The sequence below is a fragment of the Streptomyces sp. NPDC038707 genome (genome assembly GCF_040636485.1).
GTDB lineage: Bacteria > Actinomycetota > Actinomycetes > Streptomycetales > Streptomycetaceae > Streptomyces.
Window position 1 is genome coordinate 12274 of record NZ_JBEZUP010000024.1, and the last position, 24225, is coordinate 36498.

Below are 24225 nucleotides of genomic sequence, written 5' to 3' on the forward strand. Positions count from 1 at the left end.
GACATGCCAATCTGGCTTGGCCTAACGTAGTGGGTATAAGGAAGCGCGAGCAGGGGAGACGGAAATGACCAAGGGACAGCAGTTCGCGAAGACCATGCGGAGCAACCTCGGCATCGGCACCCGCACCCGCCGCATCCGCAAGGGCATCGACCTTCACGCCGACATCCTGGAATGCATCCAGCACGCGGTGTTCGACGCCGGTTGGTACAGCCCCGAACGCGAGGAACTGTTCCGCGCAGCCTTCGGAGCCTGGCAGTCCTACAACAAGCACATCGCTGGCTACCGGGCCAACGCCAACGTGACCTCTCACATCAACGCCCTGTCGCCCTGGCAGTTCTGCGCCCTGCTCGGCGAGATGGTCGACGCCGAGATCACCAACGTCGGCCAGGGTGAGCGCTTCTTCGCCGACATGGCCTGCCGCCTCTACGCCCAGGCCGCCTGACCCACCCACAGCCCGGCCGCCACCAGGCCGGGCCCCGCTCGGCCACTCGCACACTGCTCAGGGGGACCAGATGATCGCCGCCAACCGCACCCGCCGTGCCGCCCTCCGCGCCCGCCGCACCCAGCACCAGGCCGCCGCGAAGATCCGCCGCCAGGGCACCGGCACTCTCGCCACCCACTGCCTCGCCGCCGGCCTCCCCGTCCGCGAGGCTCGCTCGGTCGCCGGCTCCCTCCGCAGGAACGCCGCCAAGGCGAACGTCACCGGCACGCCCGGAACCAGCTACACCCACGGCCGCGCCCGCCAGTGCATGCGGTACAGCCCGGCCGAGGTCGCCCGGATCGCCACCGTGTACCGGCCCCGCCGCGCCGAGTACAAGGCCGCCCGCGCCCGCCTCACGTTGGCCGCCTGACGGGAGCCGGCAACAATCGCCGCGCCGCCCCGGAACGGAGAACGACATGCTCTACGCCGTCATCCACGACAACCGGCTCCTCAGCCTCCACCGCACCCGCGACGACGCGAAGGACGCCGCCCTCCAGGCCGCGACAGAGGGCATGCGGTACGTCGACTTCGCCTACTTCTACGAGCCCGACCACGAGCGTTGGGAGGTGCTGCACCGCGCCGACCGCCGTCGCCGCTGGACGCGATCCGGCTACTACATCGCCACCACGAACCTCGCCGAGTAGGACCGCACCGCCGCCGCCCGCCTCGCTCTCGCCGCCTAGGAGTCCGCCATGCAGATCGTCCCCGCCGTCGACCACGACGACTTCGACGAGCACGAGGAGCACGAGGAGCACGAGGAGTGCCTCGGTATCCACCGCAGCAGCGACGGCTACCACGACTGCGACGGCAACCCGATCTGACCCCGTCGCGCTTGACCCCCGCCATACGCTCAACCCACCGCCACGAAAGGACCCCACCATGGCCGAGACCGGACTGCTCGACGTCAAGGTCGGTGACCCGCTGATCCTCACGACCGGCAACCGCTACCGCAGCGACGAGCCTGTCACCGTGGCCCGGATCGGTCGCAAGTACCTGTACGTCGCGCGGCAGGACGGCCGCGAGTACAGCGGACGCTTCCACCGCGACGGTGTCGAGGACAGCCAGTACGGCGCCCGGGAGCGCCTGTACACGCCGGAGCAGTACGACGAGCTGAAGCAGCGCGCGAACCTGTTCATGGAGCTGCTGGCCGCTGGGATCAACATCGAGCACAGGATTCGCCCCGAGCTGACAACGGACCAGCTCCGCGCCCTGCTCGCCGTCATCAAGCCCACCGCCTGACCGCCCGACACGACAGGACGAACCCCATGACCGAACTCTCCCGCATCCTGGAGTCCGTCAGCCCCAAGGCCCCGATGACCCATCTGGCCCTGCGAATCGGCCTTTCCAGCAAGCTCGGCCGCCCCGCCACCGAGCAGGAGATCGACCAGGCCCCCAGCATCCCTGAGGGAGCCACCCGCGCCGAGTATGCCGACCTACTCCGCAACGCCTGACCCCGAATGAACTGAAGGCCCCGCACACGCCCGAGTGCGGGGCCTCCGTCCTGCGCCCACCCGTAGCCGCCACCCCGGTTGCACGCATCACCTACCATCAAACCACGCCAACCGTTATACGTATAACCACAAGAGAGGGGAACCGCCGTGACCGCCAACGACGACCCCCACTACGACTTCCGAGCCCGCCCACGCGACGGCAACGGCAAATTCCAACGCGGCATCGACACCGTCCGCCGCGACGCCGCAGCAGCCCAGTACATGGCCGACCACCCCGGCACGACGTTTCAGCAACTCGCTGACCTGTTCGGCTACTACGACCGCGGCGGTGCCTGGCGGGCCATCCAGAACGCCAAGGCGGACGTCATACGGCCCGCGGTCGAGCGGCTGATACAGACCGAGTCCGAACAGCTCGATGACCTGTACCTCCTCGCACGCGAGATCATCGACCGGAACCACGTCGTCGTCTCCCACGGCCGGATCGTCGTCGGTGAAGACGGCGCACCCCTCGAAGACGACGGCCCGCGCCTCCAAGCCATCCAGACCGCGCTCCGGATCCGCGAGAGCTACCGCAAACTCCACGGCGTTGACCAGCCGGCCAAGACGGAAGTCTCCGGTGGCGTGACTTACCAGCTCGTGGGCGTCGACCCCGAGGATCTCGTGTGACCGCCACGGTCGTCCGATACGAACCCCGCGGCGGCGCCAAGACCCTCCTCTCCGCCAAGGACCAGGAGATCTGCATCGCCGGGCCAGCAGGCACCGGGAAGTCCCTGGCGATGCTCCAGAAGGCCTTCTACACATCGCTGATGGTGCCGGGCTGCCGGTCGCTGATCGTCCGGCAGACCCACGCCAGCCTCACCGGCAGCACGCTGGTGACGTTCGAGCAGCAGGTCGCGCCGGCCGCGCTTGCCGAGGGCGTCGTGAAGTGGTTCGGCGGCAGCCCGCGGAAGCCTGCCGCGTACCAGTTCGCGAACGGCGCCGAAATCCTCGTCGGCGGCCTCGACCGGCCCGAGAAGTTCCTCAGCACCGAGTTCTCACGGATCTACGTGGACGAGGCCACCCAGATCAGCCTCACCGCGCTGGAGACACTGGTAACCCGGCTCCGCGGGAACGCGCCGACGTACCGGCAGATCATCCTCGCGTGCAACCCGGACCACCCGAAGCACTGGATCAAACAGCGGTGCGACGAGGGCACCATGCGGATGCTGCACAGCCTGCACCGCGACAACCCCCTCTACGTCCGCGAAGACGGCACACTCACCGAACGCGGCGTCGACTACATGGCCAAGCTCGACGCGTTGACAGGCGTGCGCCGGCTCCGCTACCGAGACGGCATCTGGGCCGCCGCCGAGGGCCTGGTGTACGAGGGCTGGTCCGAGCCGGTGCACGTCATCGAACCGTTCGTCGTGCCCGCGGCCTGGACCCGCTACGTCACGGTGGACTTCGGGTTCACCAACCCGTTCGTCGCCCAGTTGTGGGCCGAGGACCCAGACGGCCGGCTCTACCTCATCCGCGAGTGGGTGCGTACCCGGATGCTGGTGGAGGACCACGCCGACGTCATCCGGGATCGGCTCCTCGCCGGGCAGCCGAGGCCGCGCGCGGTCATCACCGACCACGACGCTGAAGACCGGGCGACGCTGGAGCGGAAGCTCGGCATGTCGACGCAGGCCGCTCACAAGGGCGTGTCGGACGGCATTCAGGCGGTGCAGTCCCGACTGAAGGTCCAACCGGACGGCAAGGCGCGGTTGCACGTCTTCCGTGACGCCCTGCTGGAGCGCGACCCGGAGATGGACGCGCAGTCCCTCCCGATCGGCCTCGCCGAAGAAGTCTCCGGCTACGTCTGGGCCGTGAAACCCGGCAACCAGACCGGGCTGAAAGAGGAACCGGTGAAGGCCAACGACCACTCGATGGACAGCGCGCGCTACATGGTCGCGGCGCGGGATCTGCAAGGACGAACCAAGGTGAGGTGGCTGTGATGCTGAGCAACGTTCCGATGGTGCGCGCTGGCGACACGCTGATTCTGTGCTTCGAGAAGCCGCAGCGCAACGACGACCTGAAGCGGATCGCTGACGAGGTAACGGCCGTACTGCCCGGCGTGAAGGTTGCCGTCATGGAAGGGGTGACTGGGCTCGCGGTGTTCAGGCCGAGCGAGGAACCCGCACCCACCGTCATGTGAACCTCCTACAACTGCACCCCAACGAGAGCGAGCCGCCGTGACCATTCCATACGAGCAATTCCGCAGGTGGGCGCAGGCATTTCGGAAGTTGGCGCCGCCCTTGCTTGACACGGCTGGGATCATCCTATTGTCGGGTTCCGCCATGGTGTGGCTGGGCCTGGCAGCAGGCATGGCAGCAGCAGGCATCGGGTGCTTCGTCCTCAACTTCCGGATCCACGAGGGCAGACGCAGCCAGTAGCGAACTGGAGGGGCGTTGGCACGGACCCTCCTCGGCGCGCTCCTCAACAAGACCAGCAGCGTCGCAGCTCAGACCCCGGTCCCCTTCGCCTCCCGCTCCCAGTCCTACGGCCCCGTGTTCGGCTCCAGCCGCTCCACCGAAGGCCAGATGCGCGCCATGAGCGCCGTCGGCACCCTCTTCGCCATCGTGGACCGCACCTCAAATGCGACCGCGCTGGTCGACTGGAAGCTGTACCGCAAGGCGAAAAGCGGCCGGAAGGAAGACCGCACTGAGGTCACCAGCCACGCGGCCCTCGAACTGTGGCAGGCCCCCAACAAGTTCATGCCGCGGCAGGAGTTCGTAGAGACCTTCCAGCAGCACTTCGACCTCACCGGCGAAGCCTGGTGGGTGATCGCGCGCAGGCCCGGCGTCACACTGCCGCTGGAGATGTGGCCCGTCCGCCCCGACCGCATGACCCCCGTACCGTCCCGCGAGAACTTCCTTGCCGGCTACGTCTACACCAGCCCGGACGGCGAGCAGATCCCCCTCGGCCTGGACGAGGTTATCCAGCTGCGCCGGCCGAACCCGCTCGACCCGTACCGCGGGCTGTCGCCGGTGCTGTCGATCCTCCCGGACCTGGACACCAGCCGGTACGCCTCCGAGTGGAGCCGCGCCTTCTTCGTGAACAGCGCGCAGCCGGGCGGCATCATCGAGGTCCCGTCCGCGCTCAGCGACGATCAGTTCGGCGAGTTGCGGGACCGGTGGAACGAACAGCACCGTGGCGTCGGCAACGCCCACCGAGTGGCGATCCTGGAGCACGGCAAGTGGGTCGACCGGACGATCTCGCAGCGCGACATGCAGTTCGTGGAGCTGCGGGGCGCCACCGCTGACCGCATCCGTGAGGCATACGGCATCTCGAAGACGGCGATCGGCGACTTCGAGGACATCAACCGCGCCAGCGCGCTCGCCGCGAAGGCGTGGTTCGCCGAGCAGCAGACGATCCCGAGGCTGGAGCGAATCAAGGCCGCGCTGAACTTCGAGCTGCTGCCCATGTACGGCGCCACCGCGCAGGGCCTGGAGTTCGACTACGAACCGCCGACCCCGCCGGACCCGGAGATCGAGGCGCAGCAGCTCACCGCCCGCGCCAACGCCGCCGCCGCGCTCGTCGCAGCCGGGTTCGACGCGGCAGGCACCTGCTCCGCCGTCGGCCTCCCCGAGATCCCGTTCTCCGGCCGACCCAGCCCTGTCGCGCCGGCCCCGACCGATCCGACGGCCGCGTGGGACGACGCCGTGGCCGGCCTGCTGGGTGAGGACATCGAGAACGCGCAGCGGTGGGTCGTGGTTACGAAGGACGACGACGACCGGTGCGAGCCGTGCGCGGAGCAGGACGGCCAGACGTACCGCAACCGGGCCGCCGCGTACCGGGACTACCCGGGCGGCTCGGGCTACGTGCACTGCGAGGGCGCGAAGTACGGCAACGAGTGCCGCTGCAAGGTCGTGAAGCGACGGAAGACGAGGGACGACGAATGAGCAAGTACGGCGTCCGTCCCGGCCGCCTCCGTATCGGCGGCACTGGCCTGCCCGGCGGCACACAGGTCGAACTCGACGGCGAGGACATCGCCAGTTCCGTGACGCACCTGTCACTGCACATCGGGGTCGACAACAAGCCGACCGCCGTCATCGACGTGGTGCTGCACGAACTGGACGCCGACCTGGAGAACCCGCGCGTCACCGTCCCGCAGAAGACGCGCGACCTGCTGGTCCGGCTCGGCTGGACCCCGCCCGCCGAGGAGGCGCAGTCATGAACATCCAGCTGCCCGGTAAGGCGGCCACCTTCCAGGCCAGCCAGCGCGAGCAGGCCGCCAAGCAGCGCGCCCAGCTCGGCATCGAGGTCCGATCCTGGTACCGCATCACCAACGCCGCGTCTCCGGACGAGGCCGAGGTGATGCTGTACGACGAGGTGGGCGGGTGGTACGGCGCGACCGCGGACCAGTTCATCGCGGACCTGCGCGGCGTGACGGCGCCGAATCTGCGGGTCCGGGTCAACTCGCCGGGCGGGTCGGTGTTCGAGGGCATCGCCATCGCCAACGCGCTCCGCTCCCACCCCGCTCAGGTCACGGTGCAGGTCGACGGGATCGCCGCCTCCATCGCCAGTGTGATCGCGATGGCCGGGGACCGGATCGAGATGGCCCCGAACACCATGCTCATGATCCACGACGCATCCGGGGTCTGCATGGGCAACGCCTCCGACATGGAGGAGATGGCCGAACTCCTCGACCTCATCAGCGACAACATCGCCGACGCCTACGCACAGCGCGCCGGCGGCACCCGCGACGAGTGGCGGGCCCGGATGCGCGCCGAAACCTGGTACCTCCCCGAGGACGCCGTCGCCGCCGGCCTCGCCGACGAGGCCGTGCAGGCGCCGAAGCAGGGCACCACCCCGGCGGAGCCCGACGAGCCGGAGCCGGACATGCACCGCGCCTACGACCTCGCCGCCTACGGCTACACCGGACCGCGCGCGACGGAGCAGCCGAGGGCTGAGGCTGGGCTGACCGAGGACATCCGCTCCCTCATCGGCGAGGAGATCGCCGCGCAGCTCCGCGCCGCGGTCACCCCGCCCGCCGAGGACTCGGCCGCGGTCGAGCCGGTCGCCGAGACCACGCCCGTCGAACCCGCCCCCGCACCGGAGGCGCCTGCCGCCGAACCCGTAGACGAGTGGGCGACCGACGTGGCCGCGCTGCTCTCCACCGACGACGCAGACGACTGGTCGGCGCTCGTCTCCCACCTGACCGACCCCACGGCGTCGTCCAGCGCGGCGACGGAAGCAGCCTGAAGGAGGCACCTGTGGCACCCATCGCGACCACGCCGCGCAACGGCAACGAGCTCCGCGAGATGCTCGCCGACAACGCGGCCCGCAAAGAGATCCTCGCCAGCGAGGACACACTGACCGAGTTCATCGAGAGCTACGCCAACCGGGCGCAGGGCGACGGTACCGACCTGAAGCGGCTCGTGGACGAGCAGGTGCAGGCCGGCTTCGCGAATTTCCTCCGCGAGCAGGGCGCCGATGACATCAAGCGGCCCGACCTGCGCGCCCACACCCCCGACCCCTACGCGCAGGCGAGCAAGCTGGAGAAGTCGAAGGGCCTCTACAACAAGGCCGCGCTCGGCGCCAAGGTCGACAACCTCTTCGCCAGCTCGGGCGAGTACTTCCACGCCATCTGGCGCGGCAGCTCCAGCCGGGACACCGCCGAGGCGCAGGCCAAGCTCGCCCAGCTGAAGAACTTCAGCAGCGACGTGCCGGCCGACGGCGGCTTCCTCATCCCCGAAAGCCTCCGCTCCGAGATGCTGCGGGTCGCCCTGGAACAGTCCGTGGTCCGCCCGCGTGCCCGCGTCATCCCGATGGAAACGCTGCGGGTGCCGTTCCCGGCGATCGACTCCACAAGCAACGTCAACAGCGTGTACGGCGGCATCACCACGTACTGGACCGAGGAAGGCGGCAAGCTCACCGGGAGCAAGCCGCGCTTCGGGCGGATCGTCCTGGACGCGAAGAAGCTCACAGCGTACACGGAGATCCCGAACGAGCTGCTGACCGACTCCCTGATCAGCCTCACCGCGTTTGTGGACGAGGCGTTCCCCGAGGCCCTCGCGTTCGCCGAGGACCAGGCGTTCCTGACCGGCGACGGCGTCGGCAAGCCGCTCGGCATCCTCAACGGCAACGCCGCGATCAGCGTGACCCGCACCACCACATCGAAGATTGACTTCCTCGACGTCATCAACATGTACTCGCGGATGCTGCCCCAGTCGATCGCGCGCTCCGTCTGGCTCGCGGCACCCGACACGTTCCCGCAGCTCGCACAGATGGCCATGACCCGCGGCACCGACGGCATCGCCTCCCCGGCCATGTGGATGACCGGCGGCCAGGCCATCGACGCCCCGCCTCTCACCCTCATGGGGCGCCCCGTCATCTTCACCGAGAAGGTCCCAGCCCTCGGCAACGCGGGCGACCTCAGCCTGGTGGACTTCGGGTTCTACCTGGTCGGTGACCGGCAAGCCATGCAGGCCAAGCAGTCCGACGACTTCAAGTTCGACACCGACGAGGTCGCCTTCAGAGTGATCGAACGTGTCGACGGCCGACCGTGGCTCCAGTCCGCGATCACCCCCGCCAACGGCAGCACCAGCACGCTGTCCCCGATCGTCAAGCTCGCCGCCTGACCCGGCGCACCAGAAAGGACACCCATCATGGCCATGGAAGCCCTGGGGCGCCTCATCGACGTCTGCGTCGGCGCGGCCCCCGTCGACCTCTCCAGCGCGGCCGTCACCGGCAAGCGCGTCTCCCTGAAGGGATGCGGTGGTCTCACCATCGTGGTCTTCAAGGGCGCCGGCACCGCCGGTGACGACCCTACGCTCACGCTGAAGCAGCACACCGCGAACACCGGCGGCACCACCTCGAACCTGGCGGTGATCGACCACTACTACCTTAAGGACGCCGCGACCCTCGCGGGCACCGAGCAGTGGACCAAGGTCACCCAGGCCGCGGCGGCCACGATCGCCGACCCGGGCGGCGCCGGCACCAGCGCGGAGCACCAGCAGATCATCGTGATCGAGGTCGACGCGGCGCAGCTCGCGGACGGCTATACCCACGTGTCCCTGGACGTCGCGGACGTCGGTACGAACGCGCAGCTCGGCGCGATCCTCTACCTCCGTCGCGATCTGCTGGTCGAGCGGGCCCCGGCCGCGCTGGCGGCGTCGCTGTGAGTTTGAGGGTCTGCCTGGACTGCACTGCGGCTTTCGCGGTGGGGGTGCCCCGGTGCCCCCACTGCGGGTCGGAGCGTCACGCCGAGCAGGGTTCGGCAGCGGCGCTCGGCATCCAGGCCAGTGTGCCCGTCGAAGTGGAGGACAGCATGCCGAAGATCACCCGCCACGGCGGGGCCACCATCGCGGGCGTCGAGTCCGCGCTGGCCGAGGACGGTGAGCAGCGATCAGCTGGGAGCAGTTCCGAGACATCGTCCGAGAAGCCGTCGACCTCGTCCGAGACGAGCGAGACCGGGACCCGGAAGCGTGCCCGCAAGACGGCGAGCCCCTCCGGACGGGCCCGGACGGAATCCTCTACTGCCCGTTCGACGGGTGGCGGCCCGGCGGCCGGTACGTCGGCGACCGACTCCGCTGACGCCTGACACACCCAACCTGCGCACCTGAGAGGAGGTGAGAGATGATCCAGCAGCCGGTGTACGCGACCCGTGAGGACGTGCAACGCGCCATGGACAGCAAGCCCACCGCGCGGAACACAGCCCAGATCGACCGCGCCCTCCAGTCCGCGTCCCGGGACGTCGAGCACCTGTGCCACAGGCGCTTCTACCCGGAGCAGGCCACCAGGTTCTTCGACTGGCCGGACTCGCAGTACCGGCCGTCGTGGCGTCTGTGGCTGGACGACTCGGAGCTGATCTCTCTCACCTCCGTCTCGTCCGGTGGCGTGGCCATCCCTCTGGATGACGTGCTGCTGGAGCCGAACCGCAGCGGCCCGCCGTACAACCGCATCGAGATCAGCCTCGGCACCAGTGCCGCGTGGGGCGGCGGCAGCACCCACCAGCGGGACGTCACCATCACCGGCCTCTGGGGCTACCGCAACGACGAAACCACCGCGGGCACGCTGACCGGCGCCGTCTCCTCCACCACTGCAACGACGGTGACGGTCGACGGCCTGGCCGCAGCCACCATCGGCGTCGGCTCCGTGATCCGGGTCGACTCGGAGCGAATGCTTGTCACCGGCCGGACGATGACCGACACCGGGCAGACGCTAGGCGGCAGCGGGCTGACCGCGCAGCAGAACAACGTGGCCATCACCGTGACGGACGGCAGCGGCTACGCGGTGGACGAGGTACTGCTGATCGAGTCAGAGCGCATGCTCATCGTGGACATCGCCGGCACCACCCTGACCGTGAAGCGCGGCTGGGACGGATCCGTCCTCGCCGCGCACCCGGCCGGCGCCAGCATCTACGCCTCCCGCTCCCTGACCATGGCCCGAGGCGCGCTCGGCACCACCGCGGGTACCCACACCGGGGGCGCGGCCGTCGTCCGCTGGGAGCCGCCGGGCTTGGTCCGGGATCTCGTCATCGCGGAGGCGATCAGCCGGCTCACCTCCGAGACGTCCGGGTACACGCGGGCGCTCCGCGCAGGCGAGGGGTCCGGGGAGCGGAACCGGGACAACGGCGCCCTCGCGTTGCTGAGGCAGGCCGTGTACGACGCGGTCGGCCGGAAGGGGCGGGTGAGGTCCGTATGAGCATCGACATCACCTTCCGCGGGCCCCTCTTCGACGGTCGCGCCGAGCGGGCCATCGAGGACGCCTGCGACGACGCCCGCGACGACATCGCAGCGTACGCCGAGGAGCGCGTCCTCATGGGCACCGCGGCGAACTTCAAGACGCGCACCCCTTACTACGAGACCCGCGTGACCACAACGCGCGTCTCCTCCGAGGTGTCCCTCGTCCACGACCAGGGCGTCATCTACGGCCCGTGGCTGGAGGGCGTGGGCAGCCGCAACGCACCTGTCACCCGGTTCGCCGGCTACCACTTCTGGCGGGCGGCAAAGCAAGCCGTCGCAGTCCGCGGCCCGCAGATCGCAGAGATCGCCGTCCGCCGGCACCTGCCTGAGATGGGGGGCTGACCGTGGCTCTCGACATCACCGGCATCCTCGACGCGGCGATCTCCCACGCCTCCGCCAGCGGTTACTTCGACGCGGTCAATGGCCACGAGCCGATCCACCCCTCGCCGTCCGGCGGCCTCACCGCGGGCGTGTGGGTGGACCGGGTCACCCCCGTCCGCTCGTCGGGCCTGGACTCGGTGACCGCGCTCGTCGTCCTCAACGTCCGCCTCTACACCAGCGCGCAGCAGCTGCCCCTCGACGCGATCGACCCGGCGATGGTCGCCGCCGTCGACGCCCTCTGCACCGCCTACGCGGGCGACTTCACCCTCGGCGGCCTGGTCCGCCAGGTCGACATCTTCGGCACCTACGGCCAGTCCCTGGACGTCCGCGCCGGCTACCTGCCCCAGGACGGGGCGTTGCAGCGGGTCATGACGATCTGGCTGCCCTGCATCGTCAACGACCTATGGGAGGAGGCCGCGTAGTGGCCAAGACAGGCGGGTTGGGCGACAACCTGTACATCGCGGGCTACGACGCCTCAGGCGACATCCAGGCCCTCGGCAACATCGGCGGCGGCCCTGCGCTGCTGAATCGGACTCCGATCAACAAGGCTGCATACCAGCGGGAAGGAGGTTTGCTCAGCGGGCAGATCGAGTACACGGCGTTCTTCAGCTCGGACCCGATCAACGGCGCCACCCACGAGAAGCTGTCCGCGCTGCCCCGCACGGACGTCATCATGACGTACTGCCGGGGCACGTCCCTCGGCGATCCGGCCGCCTCCCTCGTCGCCAAGCAGACGAACTACGACCCAACCCGTGGCGACGACGGCATGCTCACCTTCTCCGTGTCCGCCCAGTCCAACGGGTACGGCATCGAGTGGGGCCGACAGCTCACCGCGGGACTGCGGACGGACACGGCGGCGACGACCGGGACGAGCATCGACACTGCGGCGGCGGCCAGCTTCGGCGGCCAGGCGTACCTGCATGTGACCGCGTTCACCGGTACGGACGTCACGATCAAGATCCAGGACAGCGCCGACAACTCCACCTTCGCCGACGTCGCCTCGTTCGCCTTCACCCAGGTGACCGCCGCGCCGACGTCGGAGCGGATCGCCCTCGGGAACACAGCGACGCTACGTCGCTACCTCCGCGTCTCGACCGCCACGACCGGCGGTTTCACGTCGGTGACCTTCTCCGTCAACGTGATCAAGAACGAGGTGGCCGGTGTCAGCTTCTAACGTCCACCACCTCAACCGGGCGGCACCCCTCATGGACGCCGCCGCGTACAAGACGTACTCGGTCGTGGCGCCGGTCGGCACGCACTTCCGGCGCGGCACCTGCGCCGAAACACAGTGCCCCCACTACCTCAACGGCTGGCGGACCCGCATCGAGAACCTCACCCCCGACCTCCTCCACACGGCCACCCACTCGGGCCGGCAGTACACCGTGCAGCAGGTCGCCGAGGGCGAGAGCTACCTCGTCTTCCCCGCCGGCCAGCCGTGCTTCGCCGCGTCGGAGCACCGAGTGCGGCTGGACCGGCCGCCGCTGTACGTGGTCCGGGACGGGGACTGGCGCGGCAACCCGCGAGGCACGAAGGCCCGGGTCCACGTGAGCCCGGACAACTGGCTGGACGACTTCGCCACGCACCAGCAGACCATCGCCGACGAGATCGCGAAGGGGTGACAGCATGGCCAATGCGGCTGACGCGCGCGTGATCGTGGACGGCACCGACCACACCGACGAGGTCGGCCCTGTCGAGTTCCACACCCCGTTCGCAGTCCACGAGATCCCCGATGACGAGCCGTGGACGAACCGCGTGCTCGGACCGTCGAGCTTCACCATCCTCATCTCCGCTCCGAGCGACCGCCTGTATGCGCTGGTCGATGGTGGAGAGACAACGCACGAGGTCAAGCTCATCGCCGCCGACTACTCGATCACCCGGCCCACGCACTTCCACAAGGGCTGGGTGGGCGCTGACGGCGTCCGCAAGATGTTCGGCTCCCTCGCGGTCGACCGTGAGCGCGAGGCGAAGTGGGTCCAGGAGCTGCCCGCCGGGGCCAGCACCGCAACAGAAGGGAACTGAGCCATGGCCAAGGCTTCCGGTCTCGGGCAGACGACGCTGTCGGTGGACGACGCGTCCGGCACCGCCCGCGCGATCAAGAACGACATCACCAACTGGCAGATGTCCACCCCAAGGGGCGTGCAGGACATCACCGGCGTCGACAAGAGCGCCAATGAGCGGCTGCTCCTGCTGGCGGACGGGTCGGTGACGCTGAACGGCGTCTTCAACGCCGCCGCGAACCAGTCGCACGACGTGTTCAAGACCGTCCCCTCCACCAGCGTGCAGCGCACGGTCACGCAGACCGTCAACGGGGTCACGTTGGCCATGGAGATGCTGCCGACCGACTACCAGCTCACCCGCTCCGACAGCGGCGAGCTGACGTTCTCCGTCCCCCTGTCCCTCGCGGACGGCACCGTCCCTACCTGGTCCTGAGAGGCAGACGCATGGGCTACCGCAAGACTGTCCGTCGTATCGAGGTTTCCCTCAAGGGCCACAAGACGTACGGCGATCCCACCGAGTACCCGCTCGCCTACGCGCGCGGCAAGAGCCTCGGGGAGTACCTTGACCTGCTCGGCTACGTCGAGACGGACGAGGATGGCGAGGGCGCCAGCAGCGGCCTTGTCCGCCAGATGGAGGCGTTCGGCGACGCCCTCGTCTCCTGGAATCTGGAACGCGAGGACGGCAGCGCGATCCCGTGCACGCGGGAGGCGCTGTTCACCGAGGTCGACAACGACCTCGCCTTCGCGCTGGCCACGGAGTGGATGGAGCGGCTCGGCGGCAAGGTGGACGACGCCGACCCTTTGCCCACGAGCTCGCCCTCTGGCGAGCCGTCCCAGGTGGCATCCATCCCGATGGAAGCACTGTCGGCCCCCCAGCCGAGTACCAGCGTGCCCGCCTGATCCTCGGCCTCTGCCGGCAGTTCCACTGCCTACCCAGTGCCCTGCTGGCAGAGGACTCCGAACTCTTGCACCTGATCGAAATAGAGCGCCTCGGCACGCCCGAGCACGAGCTGGAGGGAGGGGACTGCCTTGGGTAACGACATCGAGATCCGCGTCAGGGTCGCGAACAACACCGCGGCCGGTCTCGCGGCCGTCAACCGCTCTCTCGACCGCCTACGGGACCAAGCCCGGGACGCCGGCCGGGGCCTGGACGGGCTGACCGAACGGGCAACCGCAGCGTCCCTCGCTCTCCGCGCCTTGAAGGACTCCGCGCAGGATGCCGCCCGTGCACTTCGGTCGCTGAACAGCGCAGCGCGGTCCGCCGACACCCGCATGACCACGATGTCCGACCGGTCCCGCACGCTCCGCCGGGACACGGACGAACTCGACGGCAGCATGCGCCGCCTCACTGGCACGATGGGCCAGCTCCGCGGCAATAACGGCCGCCTGACCGCCACTTTCAGCGGCAGCAGCCAGGGACTGGACCAGCTCAAGACCGCGGCGCTCATGCTCACCCCAGCGCTGCTCCCGATCGCCGCCGCCACGGTGCCGATCATCGCGAACGTGGGCGCGGCCGGCGCCGCTGTCGGCGCGTTCGGGCTCGCGATCGCGGGCCAGCTGGTCGCTGTAAAGGACGCGGCGGACGCGCAGAAGAAGTACGACGAAGCGGTCAAGAAGCACGGCCCCGCATCGAAGCAGGCCACACAGGCCGAGGCCGCCTACCTCGACCAGCTCAAGAGCATGGACCCCGCCTCGCGCAAGGCCGCCGCGAGCCTGACTGTGCTGACGGACCAGTACAAGCAGTGGTCAAAGGGGCTGGCCGGCGACACGATGCCCGTCTTCACGAAGGGTCTCGCGGTCGCTGGCGCGCTGCTGCCGAAGCTCACCCCCGCGGTGAAGGGCGCCTCCACCGAGTTGGACCGGTTCATGACCATCCTCGGCGGCGGCGTGCAGTCCGGCGCTTTCTCCAAGTTCATGGACAGCTTCAGCCAGTTCGCGACGGGTGCCCTGTCCAAGGCGAACGACGCGCTCGTGCACTTCATGCGGACCATGTCCGGCGGCGCCGGTAGCAGCCAGTTCACCGAGTTCATGGACTACGTCCGCAAAGCCGGTCCACAGGTGGGGGACACGCTGCTCCACCTGTCCGAGGCGCTGGTGCATGTGGTGGCCGCAGCGTCGGATACCGGTCTGTCGATGCTCGGGTTCGTGAACGCGGTCGCGAAGCTCGTCAACGCGGTCCCGTCCGGGGTGCTGTCGACGTTCCTCCAGTTCGCCGTCGCACTGAAGGCGGTCAAGCTCGCGGCTGCCGGTATGGCGGCGCTGGGTGGCCTGTCGAGCGTGGCCACTGCGATCGGGGCGATGCGGACGGCGGCGGCCGGCGCGACTGGTCCGCTCGCGTCTCTGTCGGCGGCGTTCGGGGCCCTGTCCCGCAGCGCGAAGGTGGCGCTGATCGGGTCGGGGATCGGTCTGCTGGTCGTCGCCCTGTCGAGTCTGTCGGAGGCGGGGAAGGCGGCGCCGCCGGACATCGACAAGCTGACCACGTCGCTGGGGAAGCTGGCAGACACGGGCAAGGTGTCTGGTGAGGCGGCGCGTGCCTTCGGCAAGGACTTGTCGGGGCTCGGCGAGAGCCTGCGGACGCTGGCTCGGCCGTCGAACATGGAGGGTGTCCAGCAGTTCTTGACCAGCTTGATCGGCATGGACTCCACGCCGGTGAAGAAGGCCAAGGAGGATCTCGACGCGGTCGACAAGGCCCTGTCGAACATGGTCAAGGGTGGCAAGGCGGACCTTGCGGCGGCGGCGGTCACCGACATCGCGAAGGCGATGGAGAAGCAGGGCCTCAGCTCGAAGGAGCTGAAGTCCAAGCTGGACGACTACCGGTCTGCCCTCGCGGATCAGGCGCTGGAGGCGAAGCTCACCGCAGAGTCGCAGGGTCTGTTTGGCGCGCAGGCGCAGGCGACGGCAGCGAAGCTTGACGCGCAGAAGGCGTCGGCGGATGGATTGCGTGGCGCTCTCCAGGCCCTGAACGACGTCCAGCGCGCCGGGCTCGGCGGGATGATCGGCTTCGAGGCCGCGATCGATGCCGCGGCGCAGGCCGCGAAGGACAACGCGGGCGCTCTGTCGATGACGCACGGCGTGTTGGACCTGAACTCGGAGAAGGCCCGCGCGGCTGCGACAGCGCTCCAAGACCTCGCGGACAAGACTGACGGCGCAGCAGCGAGCGCGCGCGAGTCGGGGTCGAGTTGGGAGACGGTCAACGGGATCTACAGCCGGGGCCGGTCGGAGCTGATCAAGTCGGCCGAGGCGATGGGCCTCAACAAGGAGCAGGCCCGGCAACTCGCGGACCAGATCCTGAAGATCCCGGACAAGCGCGCCAAGGTCCGGATGGACACCGAGGACGCGAAGGCCGGACTGGAGGCCTTCAACGCCGCGGTGAAGCGGACGCCTGGCACGCGAAAGGTCACCCTTCAGACGCTGTCCGCCAGCGCCGAGAAGGTACTGGAGTCGTTCGGGTACAAGGTGAAGCGCCTCCCGAACGGCAAGGTGCAGGTCACGGCGGCGACCGGTGGGGCACTTGCGGGCATCCGTAGCGTTGCCGGTGCCGTGAACGCGCTGCACGACAAGACGATCAACATCGTCACCAACTACAAGGTCAACAAGTTCACCTCCAACCAGGGCGGCATCGAGGTCCGGAAGCGTGACTACGCCTCAGGCGGCCTGGTGAAGGGCTACGCCGACGGCGGGGACGTGCAGGCGTTCCCGGACGGCGGCTACGTCCAGGGCCCCGGGAGCGGCACGAGCGACAGCATCCTCGCGTTCATGGGCTCGGGCGCGGTCGCCGCGGTCTCGAACACCGAGTACGTCGTCAAAGCGGCGTCGGTCAGGAAGTACGGCGTCAAGATGCTCGACGCCATCAACGACGGCCGGTTCAAGGTCGACGGCTACGCGAAGGGCGGCCACCTCTCCAAGGCGCAGCAACGTGCCCGGCAGCGAGCTGCGGAACAGGCGAAGGCAGAGGCCGAGGCCCGCCGCGACGCGATGGGCGAACTCACCATCAGCCACTTCGGGCAGATGGCCGGGTACCGGCGATCGGAGATCGGCACCGCACTCGGCAAGCCGAGCGACCTGACGTCGCTGGTCAACGCCCTGAGCCAGTGGCGTTCGATCATCATGAAGGCGACGCACGGCAACACGGAGACCCGGCTGCTCAAGCAGCTCGACTCGGCTGGCCGGTCGCTGCTGAAGTGGGAGAAGCAGCTCACGAGCGTGACCAAGAGCTTGGAGGGCGCGAAGTCCAAGCTGTCGGACCTGAAGAACGCGGCGGCGCAGCTGCGGGACTCGGTGAAGGGCAACCTGCTCTCCAGCGCGAACATCACCCGGGGCGCATCAGGCGAGGGCACGGTGACGCTGTCCACGATCCGCGCCGGGATGCGCACCAGCAAGGACAAGGTCACCGCGTTCGCGACCGCGCTCAAGCAGCTCCGCGCGAAGGGCTTCTCAAAGTCGATCATCCAGCAGGTTGCCGAGGCTGGCATCGACGGTGGTGGTCTGGAGACCGCGGGCGCCCTGCTCCAGGCCAGTGCGTCCGAGGTCAAGACGATCAACAAGACGCAGGCGGACATCGAGAAGGCTGCGGCCAGCGCGGGGAAGACGACTGCGGACGCGGTGTATGACAAGGCGATCAAGGCGCAGGAGCGGTACGTCAAGTCCTTGGAGGCCCAGCAGAAGAAGCTCAAGGACTCGATGGACACGCTCGCCCAGAAGATCGAGAAGGCGATCGAGGCCGCGTTCGGCAAGAGCGGAAAGGGCGGGAAGAAAGCGAGCGGCGGGATTGTCGGCGCCGCAGCCTCCGGCGGCCTCCGCTCCAGCCTGACCTGGGTGGGCGAGCAAGGGCCTGAGCTGCTGGACCTACCGGCCGGATCGAGGGTGTGGAGCAACCCGGACTCCCGGCGGAAGCTCGCCGCCGCGAGCGCGCCGTGGGCGTCAATGCTCACCGCACCCCGCACGCCGGCCGCTGCCGCTGCTGCGGCGCCGACGGCTGGGGATGGTCAGCCGATCGTCATCCAGGTCCGCATCGGCGAGCGCGAGTTCGGCGAGCTGTGGGTGGACACCGGGCGCCGGGCGGTCAAGGCCCGCGGCTCGATCGAAGCGACGCTCCGGCCCCCGCGCGGCCGGTAAGAGAGGGAGACGCGAGTGCACCGCTACAAGTGCTGGAACGGGCCGATGCCGACGACGGCGGCCCAGCAGAAGGTCACCACCGGTACGAGCATCAAGACGATGCTCCAGATCGCCACGCCGAGCACGCGGCAGATCCAGCTCATCGCGTGGGGGTTCACCCTCGACGGGGTGCCCTCGGCGGCCGGGCAGGTGGAGCTGATCCAGACGGACGTGGCCGCGACTGTCACCGCGCATGTGGCGTCCGGGGTGCAGCCGCTGGACCCGAACGCGCCCGCGTCCCTGATGACGCTGGGCACGACCGGCACCGGCTACACCGCCACAGCTGAGGGAACGGTCACCGCAACCCGCACGTTCGACGCGAACCTCGTGCCGGGCACCGCGGGCGCGACGGACATCAACTACCTGTACCAGTGGATGCCCGACGAGCGCCCCATCGTGGCGGTGAGCCGGTTCCTCCGCGTCCGCGCCACGTTCGGCGGCGCCGTCAACATGAGCTGCTTCGTCGTCTGGGACGAGTAGCCGATGGCAGCAGGGATAGCCGCACGGGTGATGGCCTGGCAGCGCCGCATGGGCGGCGCCCAGGGCCCCCTCGGCGCGTCCGGTGAAGCGTCGAACGACGCCCCGGTCCAGGTGGAGATGCTGGTAGCTGGGGCGTGGGTGGACATCACCGGCTACACGCTGGTCCGCGACGACAGCGGCACCATCCAGATCACCAGCGGCATCCGAGACGAGGGCTCCCAGACCGAGGCCGGCACGTGTGCGCTGGAACTGGATAACCGCGACGGCAGGTTCTCCCCGCGGAACCCCAGCGGCCCCTACTACGGTGCGATCGGGCGCAACACCCCGGTCCGGATCAGTGTGCCGGACGGCATGGGCGCCAAGTCGTACCGCATCTGGGGTGAGGCGTCGGAGTGGGCGCCGAACTGGGACCGGTCCGGGTCGGACGTGTGGACGGACCTGTCCGCGAACGGCATTCTCCGCCGCCTCGCGCAGGGCCCGGCGCCCGAGCACTCCGTCATCTACCAGGCCATCACCAGCCCGCTGCCGTCGTCGCTGGTGGCGTACTGGCCGTGCGAGGATCCGGCCGGTTCCACCACCGCAGCGTCGGCGCTGGCGTCTGGCTCGCCGATGACCTGGTCCGGTGTTCCTGCGCCCGCGAGCTACGGCGATTACGTCGCCTCGGATCCGCTGCCGATCCTTACCAACGGGAGCCTGGCTGGCGGGATCCCAAAGTACGACGACCCCGCCGCGACCCAGGTCAGATTCCTCGCCTACGTTCCGGCGGCCGGCCTGTCGCTGGGCAAGGTGCTGTGCGCGATTGACCAAGCGGACTATAGCGCCGGGGCCTCCCAGTTCTGGGAGGTGTACTACGACACCTCCACCACCAGCCTCACGATCCGAACGTGCGCGTCCGACGGCACCGTCCTCGGCGCCGAACTCCAGCACACCCTCGACGTCCGTGGCCGTCTGCTGTACGTCAGCGTGGAGCTTCAGGAGTCGGGCGCCGACGTCGCCCGCACGCTCCGGCTGAAGGACGTGGTCACCGGCCGCGTGTACAGCGTCTCCGACACGGTGTTCGTGACCGCGTTGACCAGGGTGACGAGGGTCCAGTTCGGGCCCGCCTCCCGCGCGGTCTCCGGCCCGGCCGGGACCGCGTTCCTGCCCGGGGTCGCGGTCGGCCACTGCACGGTGGAGATGACGATCACCCCGCTCGACGCGCTCGGCGTCCGCCTCAACCCCACCGGGGAGACCGCGGGCAGGAGGATGCAGCGGCTGTGCGGTGAGGTCGGAATCGCGTTCGAGTGGGTCGGTGACCTGGACGACACCGTGCCGATGGGCGCGCAGCCCCGGCAGACCCTGCTGGCCCACCTCCAGGAGTGCACGCTGGCCGACGGCGGGCTGCTGTACGAGACCCGGTCCGGACTCGGCATCGGCTACCGCACCCGCGCCTCCTTGTACAACCAAGACCCGACGTTGGTCCTCGACTACCCGTCCGGGCAGCTCGCACAGATCCCGGTGCCAGTCGAGGACGACCGCTACGTACAGAACAAGGTCACAATCACCGTCAACGGGGTGAGCGGCACCTACGAGGAGACCAGCGGCACGCTAGGCACCGCGCTCCCGCCAGCCGGGGTGGGGACGTATGGGCAGGAGTACACACTCAACCTCGCCTCCTCCGACGCGGGGACGCTGCGAGACCAGGCGGCATGGCGCGTCCACCTCGGTACCGTGGACGAGGCCCGGTTCCCGCAGATCAGCGTCAACCTCGCCCATCCGTCGATCACCCCGGCGATGCGGCGGGCGATCCTCGGTATGCGGCTCGGAGACCGCATCCAGATCACCAACCCGCCCGCCTGGCTGCCGCCCGACACCATCGACCAGCTCGTCCTCGGGATCAGTGAGACGATCACCCACTTCGAGCACCGGGTGACCTTCTCCTGTGCGCCGGCCAGCCCGTACAGCAGCGTCGGTGTCCTGGACGCGACCGAGGCGCGGGTCGACACGGACGGGTCGGAGCTGGTCGCGGGCATCAGCAGCTCGGCGACTGCTATCGCGGTGCAGCCGTCGGCCGGAGCGGACACGCTGTGGACGAAGGACGCCACCGATCTGCCGCTGGACATCCGGGTGGACGGCGAGATCATGCGCGTGACCAGCATCAGCGACCTGGTCACTGACACGTTCACGCGGTCTGTGGCCAGCGGTTGGGGCGCAAGCGACTCCGGGTTCACATGGACGCTGAGCGGCGGTACGACAGCGGACTACAGCGTGTCCGGCGGGGTCGGCGCGCACCTGCTGCCCTCGGCGGCATCGTCCCGCCGCAGCATCCTGCCGACGATCGCCGCCGACTTCGACGTCTACGTCAACGTCAGCGCCACCCAGCTCGCTACCGGCGCGTCACTGACCGGCGCCCTTGTGGCCCGGTACACGGACGACAACAACCTGTACTCGGCGCAGGCGCAGTTCAGCGCTTCGAACGCGGTCACGCTGCTGCTGTTCAAGCGGGTCAACAGCGTCGAGACGATCCTGGGGAGCTACACGCTGCCCGGCGTCACGTTCGCAGCCGGCGTCTTCTACAGGATCCGGTTCAGGATCCGAGGGACGCTGCTGCGCGCGAAGGTGTGGGCGGCGGACACGGTGGAGCCGCCGGAGTGGCACGTCACCGCGGTGGACGCGGACCTGCCCTCGGGCCAGTGGATCGGTGTCCGCTCCCTCGCCGTGGCCGGGACCACCAATGTCAACCCGAGCATTCAGTACGACGCCTTCCAGATTGTCAGCCCGCAGCAGTTCGCGGTGACCCGCAGCATCAACGGCGTCACCAAGTCCCATTCCGCCGGCGAGGGCGTCTCGCTCGCCTATCCGACCATTCTCGCCCTGTAGGAGGCACCCATGCCGACTGAGGCATACCCGACGCCCCTTGCGGGGCAGCGGATCACCGCGAGCCTGCTGCGCGCGATGCAACCGCAGGTCGCCCGCAAAACCGCGGACACGAGCCGCGCGGCGACCACCCTCACCACGCCCGACCCGCACCTCCAGTTCGATGTGATCGCGGGCGCGGTGTACATCATGGACGGCTGGATCAAATACGACGGGCCGGCCGCCGCCGACTTCAACCTCGACTGGTCAGCGCCTACCGGCTCGTTGGGCGAGTGGTTCGGGTGGGGCACCGGCCACTCCCCGGTGATCACCTTCAGCAACACGGGCACCGTCCAGCTCGATACGACATCCGGGCGGGGCTACACGATCCGCACCGAGACGAATGACATCACCGCGGCCCGCAGCTTCGGCTGCCTGGGGACGGGTGGCGCACCGCTGACGGTGGCCGTGTACGGGACGCTCCGGGTCGGGGCGACGTCGGGCACGTACTCGTGCGACTGGGCGCAGCTCACCTCGGACGCGACCGCGGTGACGGTCTACACGGACAGCTGGTTGCGGTTGCAGCGAATCGCCTGAAAGGGGCACAGATCATGGCGAGTTACACGATCACGGGCCGGGACGTCGAGATGTTGCCGGTGGTGGCGGTGTCCATCGGGGCCATCGACCAGGAGCAGCAGATCGTGCCCGAGATCACCATCGTCAACGCGGTCCGGGACTGCCTGGCCGCTGTGCCGGGAGTACGGACGGTCGTGGCCAAGCGGTACGAGCAGGTCATCACCGTCATCTGACGGCCGACAGAGAGAAGACACAGCATGGCCACTCCGATGACGGCGGCACAGGTCGTCGCCCAGCTGAAGAAGTGGAAGCTCCGCTACGTGGAGATCCCTGGCTGGTCCTCCCACAACCGCAACCAGAAGGGTGCGTGGGGGCCGGTCAACGGCTTCGTGTGGCACCACACCGGCGCCGACGTACGCGACGGTCAGGCGTACGCCTCCACCACCCTGTACGACGGCATCAGCGGACTGCCGGGCCCGCTCTGCCAGTTCTCCATCGGCGCCGACGGCACCGTGTTCCTGGTCGGCTGGGGCCGCGCGAACCATGCCGGCGGCGGCGACCCGGCGGTCCTCGCTCATGTGCAGGCGGAGGACTACACCGGGCAACTGCACCCGACCCGCGGCAACACGAGCGGCGTCGACGGCAACGCCCACTTCTACGGCGTCGAGATCCAGTACAGCGGCGCCCACGAGATGAGCCCGGCGCAGTACACGGCCGCGCGCCGGCTGTCCGCGGCCATCATCGACTTCCACGGCTGGACGGAGAAGTCCGTCATCGGGCACGGCGAGTGGTCGTCGGACAAGTGGGACCCCGGCTACGCCCCCAACAAGATTATGGCCATGCATGCGGTGCGCGCTGACGTGGCCTCCACCCTCAGCGCAGGACCGAACGAGCAGGAGGACGACATGCCCACCCCCCAGGACGTGGCGAAGGCGGTGCTGACGCTGGACGGCGTCATCGCGGTGCCGGGTGCGCCGGCGACGAACCCGACGTGGACGCTGAGCTCGGTTCAGACGGAGATCCTGAAGCGACTGGACAGGGTGGCTGCGTCGGAGGCCGCGCAGACGGCGGCGATCACGAAGCTCGCGAGCCTGGTGGGCTCGGGCGTGGATACCGCCGCGGTGGTGGCGGCGGTGCAGGAGGCCATCGCGGATGCGGTGGTGAAGGTGTCGGTCGACGTGTCCGGCGCGCAGAGCTGAGAGGACAGATCATGGCCAACCAGGTACCGCCGATCCTGAGGTACTTCACGTTCGACCACCTCCCCGATCATCTGAAGGCGGTCTCGGCGCCGTTCGCTGAGCTCGCTAACCACCTCGTGGAGACCATCCAGTCGGGGCCGGAGCTGTCGGTGGCGCTCCGCAAGCTGCTGGAGTCCAAGGATGCCGCCGTGCGTGCGGCGCTCGACATGCCTGCGAAGGAGAACTGATCATGGCGAAGGAGTCCACGAAGGTCACGGCGCGGACCGTGCTCCAAACGCTGGTGGGCGTCGCTGTGGCGCTGCCGGGGATCGTGACGGCGTCGGGGGTGCCGGAGTCGCTGCCGTGGGTGGCGGGTGCGCTGGCGGTGGCGGGCGGGTTCGCGCGGGTGATGGCGCTGCCGAGCGTGCAGGGGCTGCTGCCGGGGTGGCTGCGGACGGGCGGCGGGGCGGGGGCGAGAGAGTGAGCGTGCCGGACTCGGGCGTGTACATCGCGCCTGCCCAGATGTATCAGGAGCTGCGGTCGTTGAGCGATGGCCTAACCCGGGTCGAGACGAAGCTGGATGGGATCGGCCAGGGCCTCACGGAGCTGGGTAAGGACGTCGCGGACCACGAGACGCGGTTGCGGACGTTGGAGCGGTCCCGGTGGCCTCTGCCGTCGATCGCGGCGGTGTGTGGTGTGGCCGGACTAGGGATAGCGCTGTGGCAGGCGGCGGGCCGGTGAGTACCGGGGACGTCGTCTGGGGCGGGCTCATCCTCGCGGGCGCCGGGTTCGAGGCGTACGCGCTGCGCAACGCCAGGCAGGGCGACACGCTGTCGGAGTCGACGCGCCGCTGGTTCCGGGTCCACACGAAGGCGGGCGCGGTCTGCTTCGCCGTGAGCTGGGTCGGCTTCGGCGTCTGGTACCTCGACCACATCCTCCGCTGACCGCACCGGTGAGGCCCCGACCGCAGCACGCGGGCGG

Annotated in this window: 32 protein-coding genes; 31 read left to right on the top strand and 1 reads right to left on the bottom strand. The window is 69.2% G+C overall.

Going from position 1 to position 24225, the window contains the following annotated elements; genetic code table 11:
• Window positions 1-64: 64 nt before the first annotated feature.
• From AB0E62_RS27385 to AB0E62_RS27450, 14 genes are all read left to right on the top strand, one after another.
• A complete protein-coding gene (locus AB0E62_RS27385; protein WP_362199190.1) occupies window positions 65-442 on the top strand; it encodes a hypothetical protein in 378 nt (125 codons plus the stop codon).
• Window positions 443-512: 70 nt separating this feature from the next.
• Entirely contained in the window at window positions 513-851 is a 339-nt protein-coding gene (locus AB0E62_RS27390) for a hypothetical protein (RefSeq protein ID WP_362199193.1), read from the top strand.
• A gap of 46 nt (window positions 852-897) precedes the next feature.
• Window positions 898-1125, top strand: coding sequence for a hypothetical protein (locus tag AB0E62_RS27395; RefSeq protein ID WP_362199196.1), 228 nt, complete (start codon window positions 898-900; stop codon window positions 1123-1125).
• Window positions 1126-1173: 48 nt separating this feature from the next.
• A complete protein-coding gene (locus AB0E62_RS27400) occupies window positions 1174-1302 on the top strand; it encodes a hypothetical protein (protein ID WP_362199199.1) in 129 nt (42 codons plus the stop codon).
• A 58-nt stretch (window positions 1303-1360) separates the two neighbouring features.
• Window positions 1361-1720: a hypothetical protein gene (locus AB0E62_RS27405; protein WP_362199201.1), complete on the top strand. Its 360-nt coding sequence runs from the start codon at window positions 1361-1363 to the stop codon at window positions 1718-1720.
• A gap of 26 nt (window positions 1721-1746) precedes the next feature.
• Complete coding sequence (locus tag AB0E62_RS27410) at window positions 1747-1932, top strand: hypothetical protein (RefSeq protein WP_362199204.1); 186 nt, start codon at window positions 1747-1749, stop codon at window positions 1930-1932.
• A gap of 147 nt (window positions 1933-2079) precedes the next feature.
• Complete coding sequence (locus AB0E62_RS27415) at window positions 2080-2598, top strand: hypothetical protein (RefSeq protein WP_362199207.1); 519 nt, start codon at window positions 2080-2082, stop codon at window positions 2596-2598.
• The gene (locus tag AB0E62_RS27420) at window positions 2595-3908 is read left to right on the top strand and encodes a phage terminase large subunit (protein ID WP_362199210.1); all 1314 of its coding nucleotides are present in this window, start codon (window positions 2595-2597) and stop codon (window positions 3906-3908) included. Before AB0E62_RS27415 ends, AB0E62_RS27420 begins: the two co-directional genes overlap by 4 nt.
• The gene (locus tag AB0E62_RS27425) at window positions 3908-4108 is read left to right on the top strand and encodes a hypothetical protein (protein WP_362199213.1); all 201 of its coding nucleotides are present in this window, start codon (window positions 3908-3910) and stop codon (window positions 4106-4108) included. The genes AB0E62_RS27420 and AB0E62_RS27425 overlap by 1 nt, the downstream gene beginning before the upstream one ends.
• A 253-nt stretch (window positions 4109-4361) precedes the next feature.
• A complete protein-coding gene (locus tag AB0E62_RS27430) occupies window positions 4362-5855 on the top strand; it encodes a phage portal protein (RefSeq protein WP_362199216.1) in 1494 nt (497 codons plus the stop codon).
• The gene (locus tag AB0E62_RS27435) at window positions 5852-6130 is read left to right on the top strand and encodes a hypothetical protein (RefSeq protein WP_362199219.1); all 279 of its coding nucleotides are present in this window, start codon (window positions 5852-5854) and stop codon (window positions 6128-6130) included. The genes AB0E62_RS27430 and AB0E62_RS27435 overlap by 4 nt, the downstream gene beginning before the upstream one ends.
• Window positions 6127-7158, top strand: a complete 1032-nt coding sequence (locus AB0E62_RS27440) for a head maturation protease, ClpP-related (RefSeq protein WP_362199222.1) — start codon at window positions 6127-6129, stop codon at window positions 7156-7158. Before AB0E62_RS27435 ends, AB0E62_RS27440 begins: the two co-directional genes overlap by 4 nt.
• A gap of 11 nt (window positions 7159-7169) precedes the next feature.
• Entirely contained in the window at window positions 7170-8537 is a 1368-nt protein-coding gene (locus AB0E62_RS27445) for a phage major capsid protein (protein ID WP_362199225.1), read from the top strand.
• Between the two features lie 27 nt (window positions 8538-8564).
• Window positions 8565-9080, top strand: coding sequence for a hypothetical protein (locus tag AB0E62_RS27450; RefSeq protein WP_362199228.1), 516 nt, complete (start codon window positions 8565-8567; stop codon window positions 9078-9080).
• A 76-nt stretch (window positions 9081-9156) separates the two neighbouring features.
• Here the strand turns inward: AB0E62_RS27450 and AB0E62_RS27455 are convergent, their stop codons facing one another.
• Window positions 9157-9393, bottom strand: a complete 237-nt coding sequence (locus AB0E62_RS27455) for a hypothetical protein (RefSeq protein WP_362199231.1) — start codon at window positions 9391-9393, stop codon at window positions 9157-9159.
• A 141-nt stretch (window positions 9394-9534) separates the two neighbouring features.
• Here AB0E62_RS27455 and AB0E62_RS27460 point away from each other — a divergent pair, with 141 nt between their 5' ends.
• The 17 genes from AB0E62_RS27460 (at window position 9535) to AB0E62_RS27540 (ending at window position 24188) form a co-directional block, all read left to right on the top strand.
• Window positions 9535-10602, top strand: a complete 1068-nt coding sequence (locus AB0E62_RS27460) for a hypothetical protein (protein ID WP_362199234.1) — start codon at window positions 9535-9537, stop codon at window positions 10600-10602.
• Entirely contained in the window at window positions 10599-10985 is a 387-nt protein-coding gene (locus AB0E62_RS27465) for a hypothetical protein (protein ID WP_362199237.1), read from the top strand. The genes AB0E62_RS27460 and AB0E62_RS27465 overlap by 4 nt, the downstream gene beginning before the upstream one ends.
• Before the next feature lie 2 nt (window positions 10986-10987).
• Window positions 10988-11446, top strand: a complete 459-nt coding sequence (locus tag AB0E62_RS27470) for a hypothetical protein (protein ID WP_362199240.1) — start codon at window positions 10988-10990, stop codon at window positions 11444-11446.
• A complete protein-coding gene (locus tag AB0E62_RS27475) occupies window positions 11446-12198 on the top strand; it encodes a hypothetical protein (protein ID WP_362199243.1) in 753 nt (250 codons plus the stop codon). Before AB0E62_RS27470 ends, AB0E62_RS27475 begins: the two co-directional genes overlap by 1 nt.
• Entirely contained in the window at window positions 12185-12643 is a 459-nt protein-coding gene (locus tag AB0E62_RS27480; protein ID WP_362199246.1) for a hypothetical protein, read from the top strand. The genes AB0E62_RS27475 and AB0E62_RS27480 overlap by 14 nt, the downstream gene beginning before the upstream one ends.
• Before the next feature lie 4 nt (window positions 12644-12647).
• A complete protein-coding gene (locus AB0E62_RS27485; RefSeq protein ID WP_362199249.1) occupies window positions 12648-13043 on the top strand; it encodes a hypothetical protein in 396 nt (131 codons plus the stop codon).
• Between the two features lie 3 nt (window positions 13044-13046).
• Window positions 13047-13454 carry a hypothetical protein gene (locus AB0E62_RS27490; RefSeq protein WP_362199252.1) on the top strand — a complete coding sequence of 136 codons (408 nt, stop codon included), beginning with the start codon at window positions 13047-13049 and terminating at the stop codon, window positions 13452-13454.
• A gap of 11 nt (window positions 13455-13465) precedes the next feature.
• Window positions 13466-13921 carry a hypothetical protein gene (locus tag AB0E62_RS27495; RefSeq protein WP_362199255.1) on the top strand — a complete coding sequence of 152 codons (456 nt, stop codon included), beginning with the start codon at window positions 13466-13468 and terminating at the stop codon, window positions 13919-13921.
• Window positions 13922-14050: 129 nt separating this feature from the next.
• Window positions 14051-18136 carry a phage tail protein gene (locus tag AB0E62_RS27500; RefSeq protein WP_362199258.1) on the top strand — a complete coding sequence of 1362 codons (4086 nt, stop codon included), beginning with the start codon at window positions 14051-14053 and terminating at the stop codon, window positions 18134-18136.
• 15 nt (window positions 18137-18151) lie between these two features.
• Window positions 18152-18655: a hypothetical protein gene (locus AB0E62_RS27505; RefSeq protein ID WP_362199261.1), complete on the top strand. Its 504-nt coding sequence runs from the start codon at window positions 18152-18154 to the stop codon at window positions 18653-18655.
• Between the two features lie 3 nt (window positions 18656-18658).
• The gene (locus tag AB0E62_RS27510) at window positions 18659-21514 is read left to right on the top strand and encodes a hypothetical protein (RefSeq protein ID WP_362199264.1); all 2856 of its coding nucleotides are present in this window, start codon (window positions 18659-18661) and stop codon (window positions 21512-21514) included.
• A gap of 9 nt (window positions 21515-21523) precedes the next feature.
• Window positions 21524-22087: a hypothetical protein gene (locus tag AB0E62_RS27515; RefSeq protein ID WP_362199267.1), complete on the top strand. Its 564-nt coding sequence runs from the start codon at window positions 21524-21526 to the stop codon at window positions 22085-22087.
• A gap of 14 nt (window positions 22088-22101) precedes the next feature.
• Entirely contained in the window at window positions 22102-22299 is a 198-nt protein-coding gene (locus tag AB0E62_RS27520) for a hypothetical protein (protein ID WP_362199270.1), read from the top strand.
• Between the two features lie 24 nt (window positions 22300-22323).
• On the top strand, window positions 22324-23265 hold the full coding sequence (locus AB0E62_RS27525; RefSeq protein WP_362199273.1) for a peptidoglycan recognition family protein: 942 nt from the start codon (window positions 22324-22326) through the stop codon (window positions 23263-23265).
• An 11-nt stretch (window positions 23266-23276) separates the two neighbouring features.
• Window positions 23277-23492 carry a hypothetical protein gene (locus tag AB0E62_RS27530; protein WP_362199275.1) on the top strand — a complete coding sequence of 72 codons (216 nt, stop codon included), beginning with the start codon at window positions 23277-23279 and terminating at the stop codon, window positions 23490-23492.
• Window positions 23493-23494: 2 nt separating this feature from the next.
• Window positions 23495-23728, top strand: a complete 234-nt coding sequence (locus AB0E62_RS27535) for a hypothetical protein (protein ID WP_362199278.1) — start codon at window positions 23495-23497, stop codon at window positions 23726-23728.
• A gap of 253 nt (window positions 23729-23981) precedes the next feature.
• A complete protein-coding gene (locus AB0E62_RS27540; protein ID WP_362199281.1) occupies window positions 23982-24188 on the top strand; it encodes a hypothetical protein in 207 nt (68 codons plus the stop codon).
• Window positions 24189-24225 lie beyond the last annotated feature (37 nt).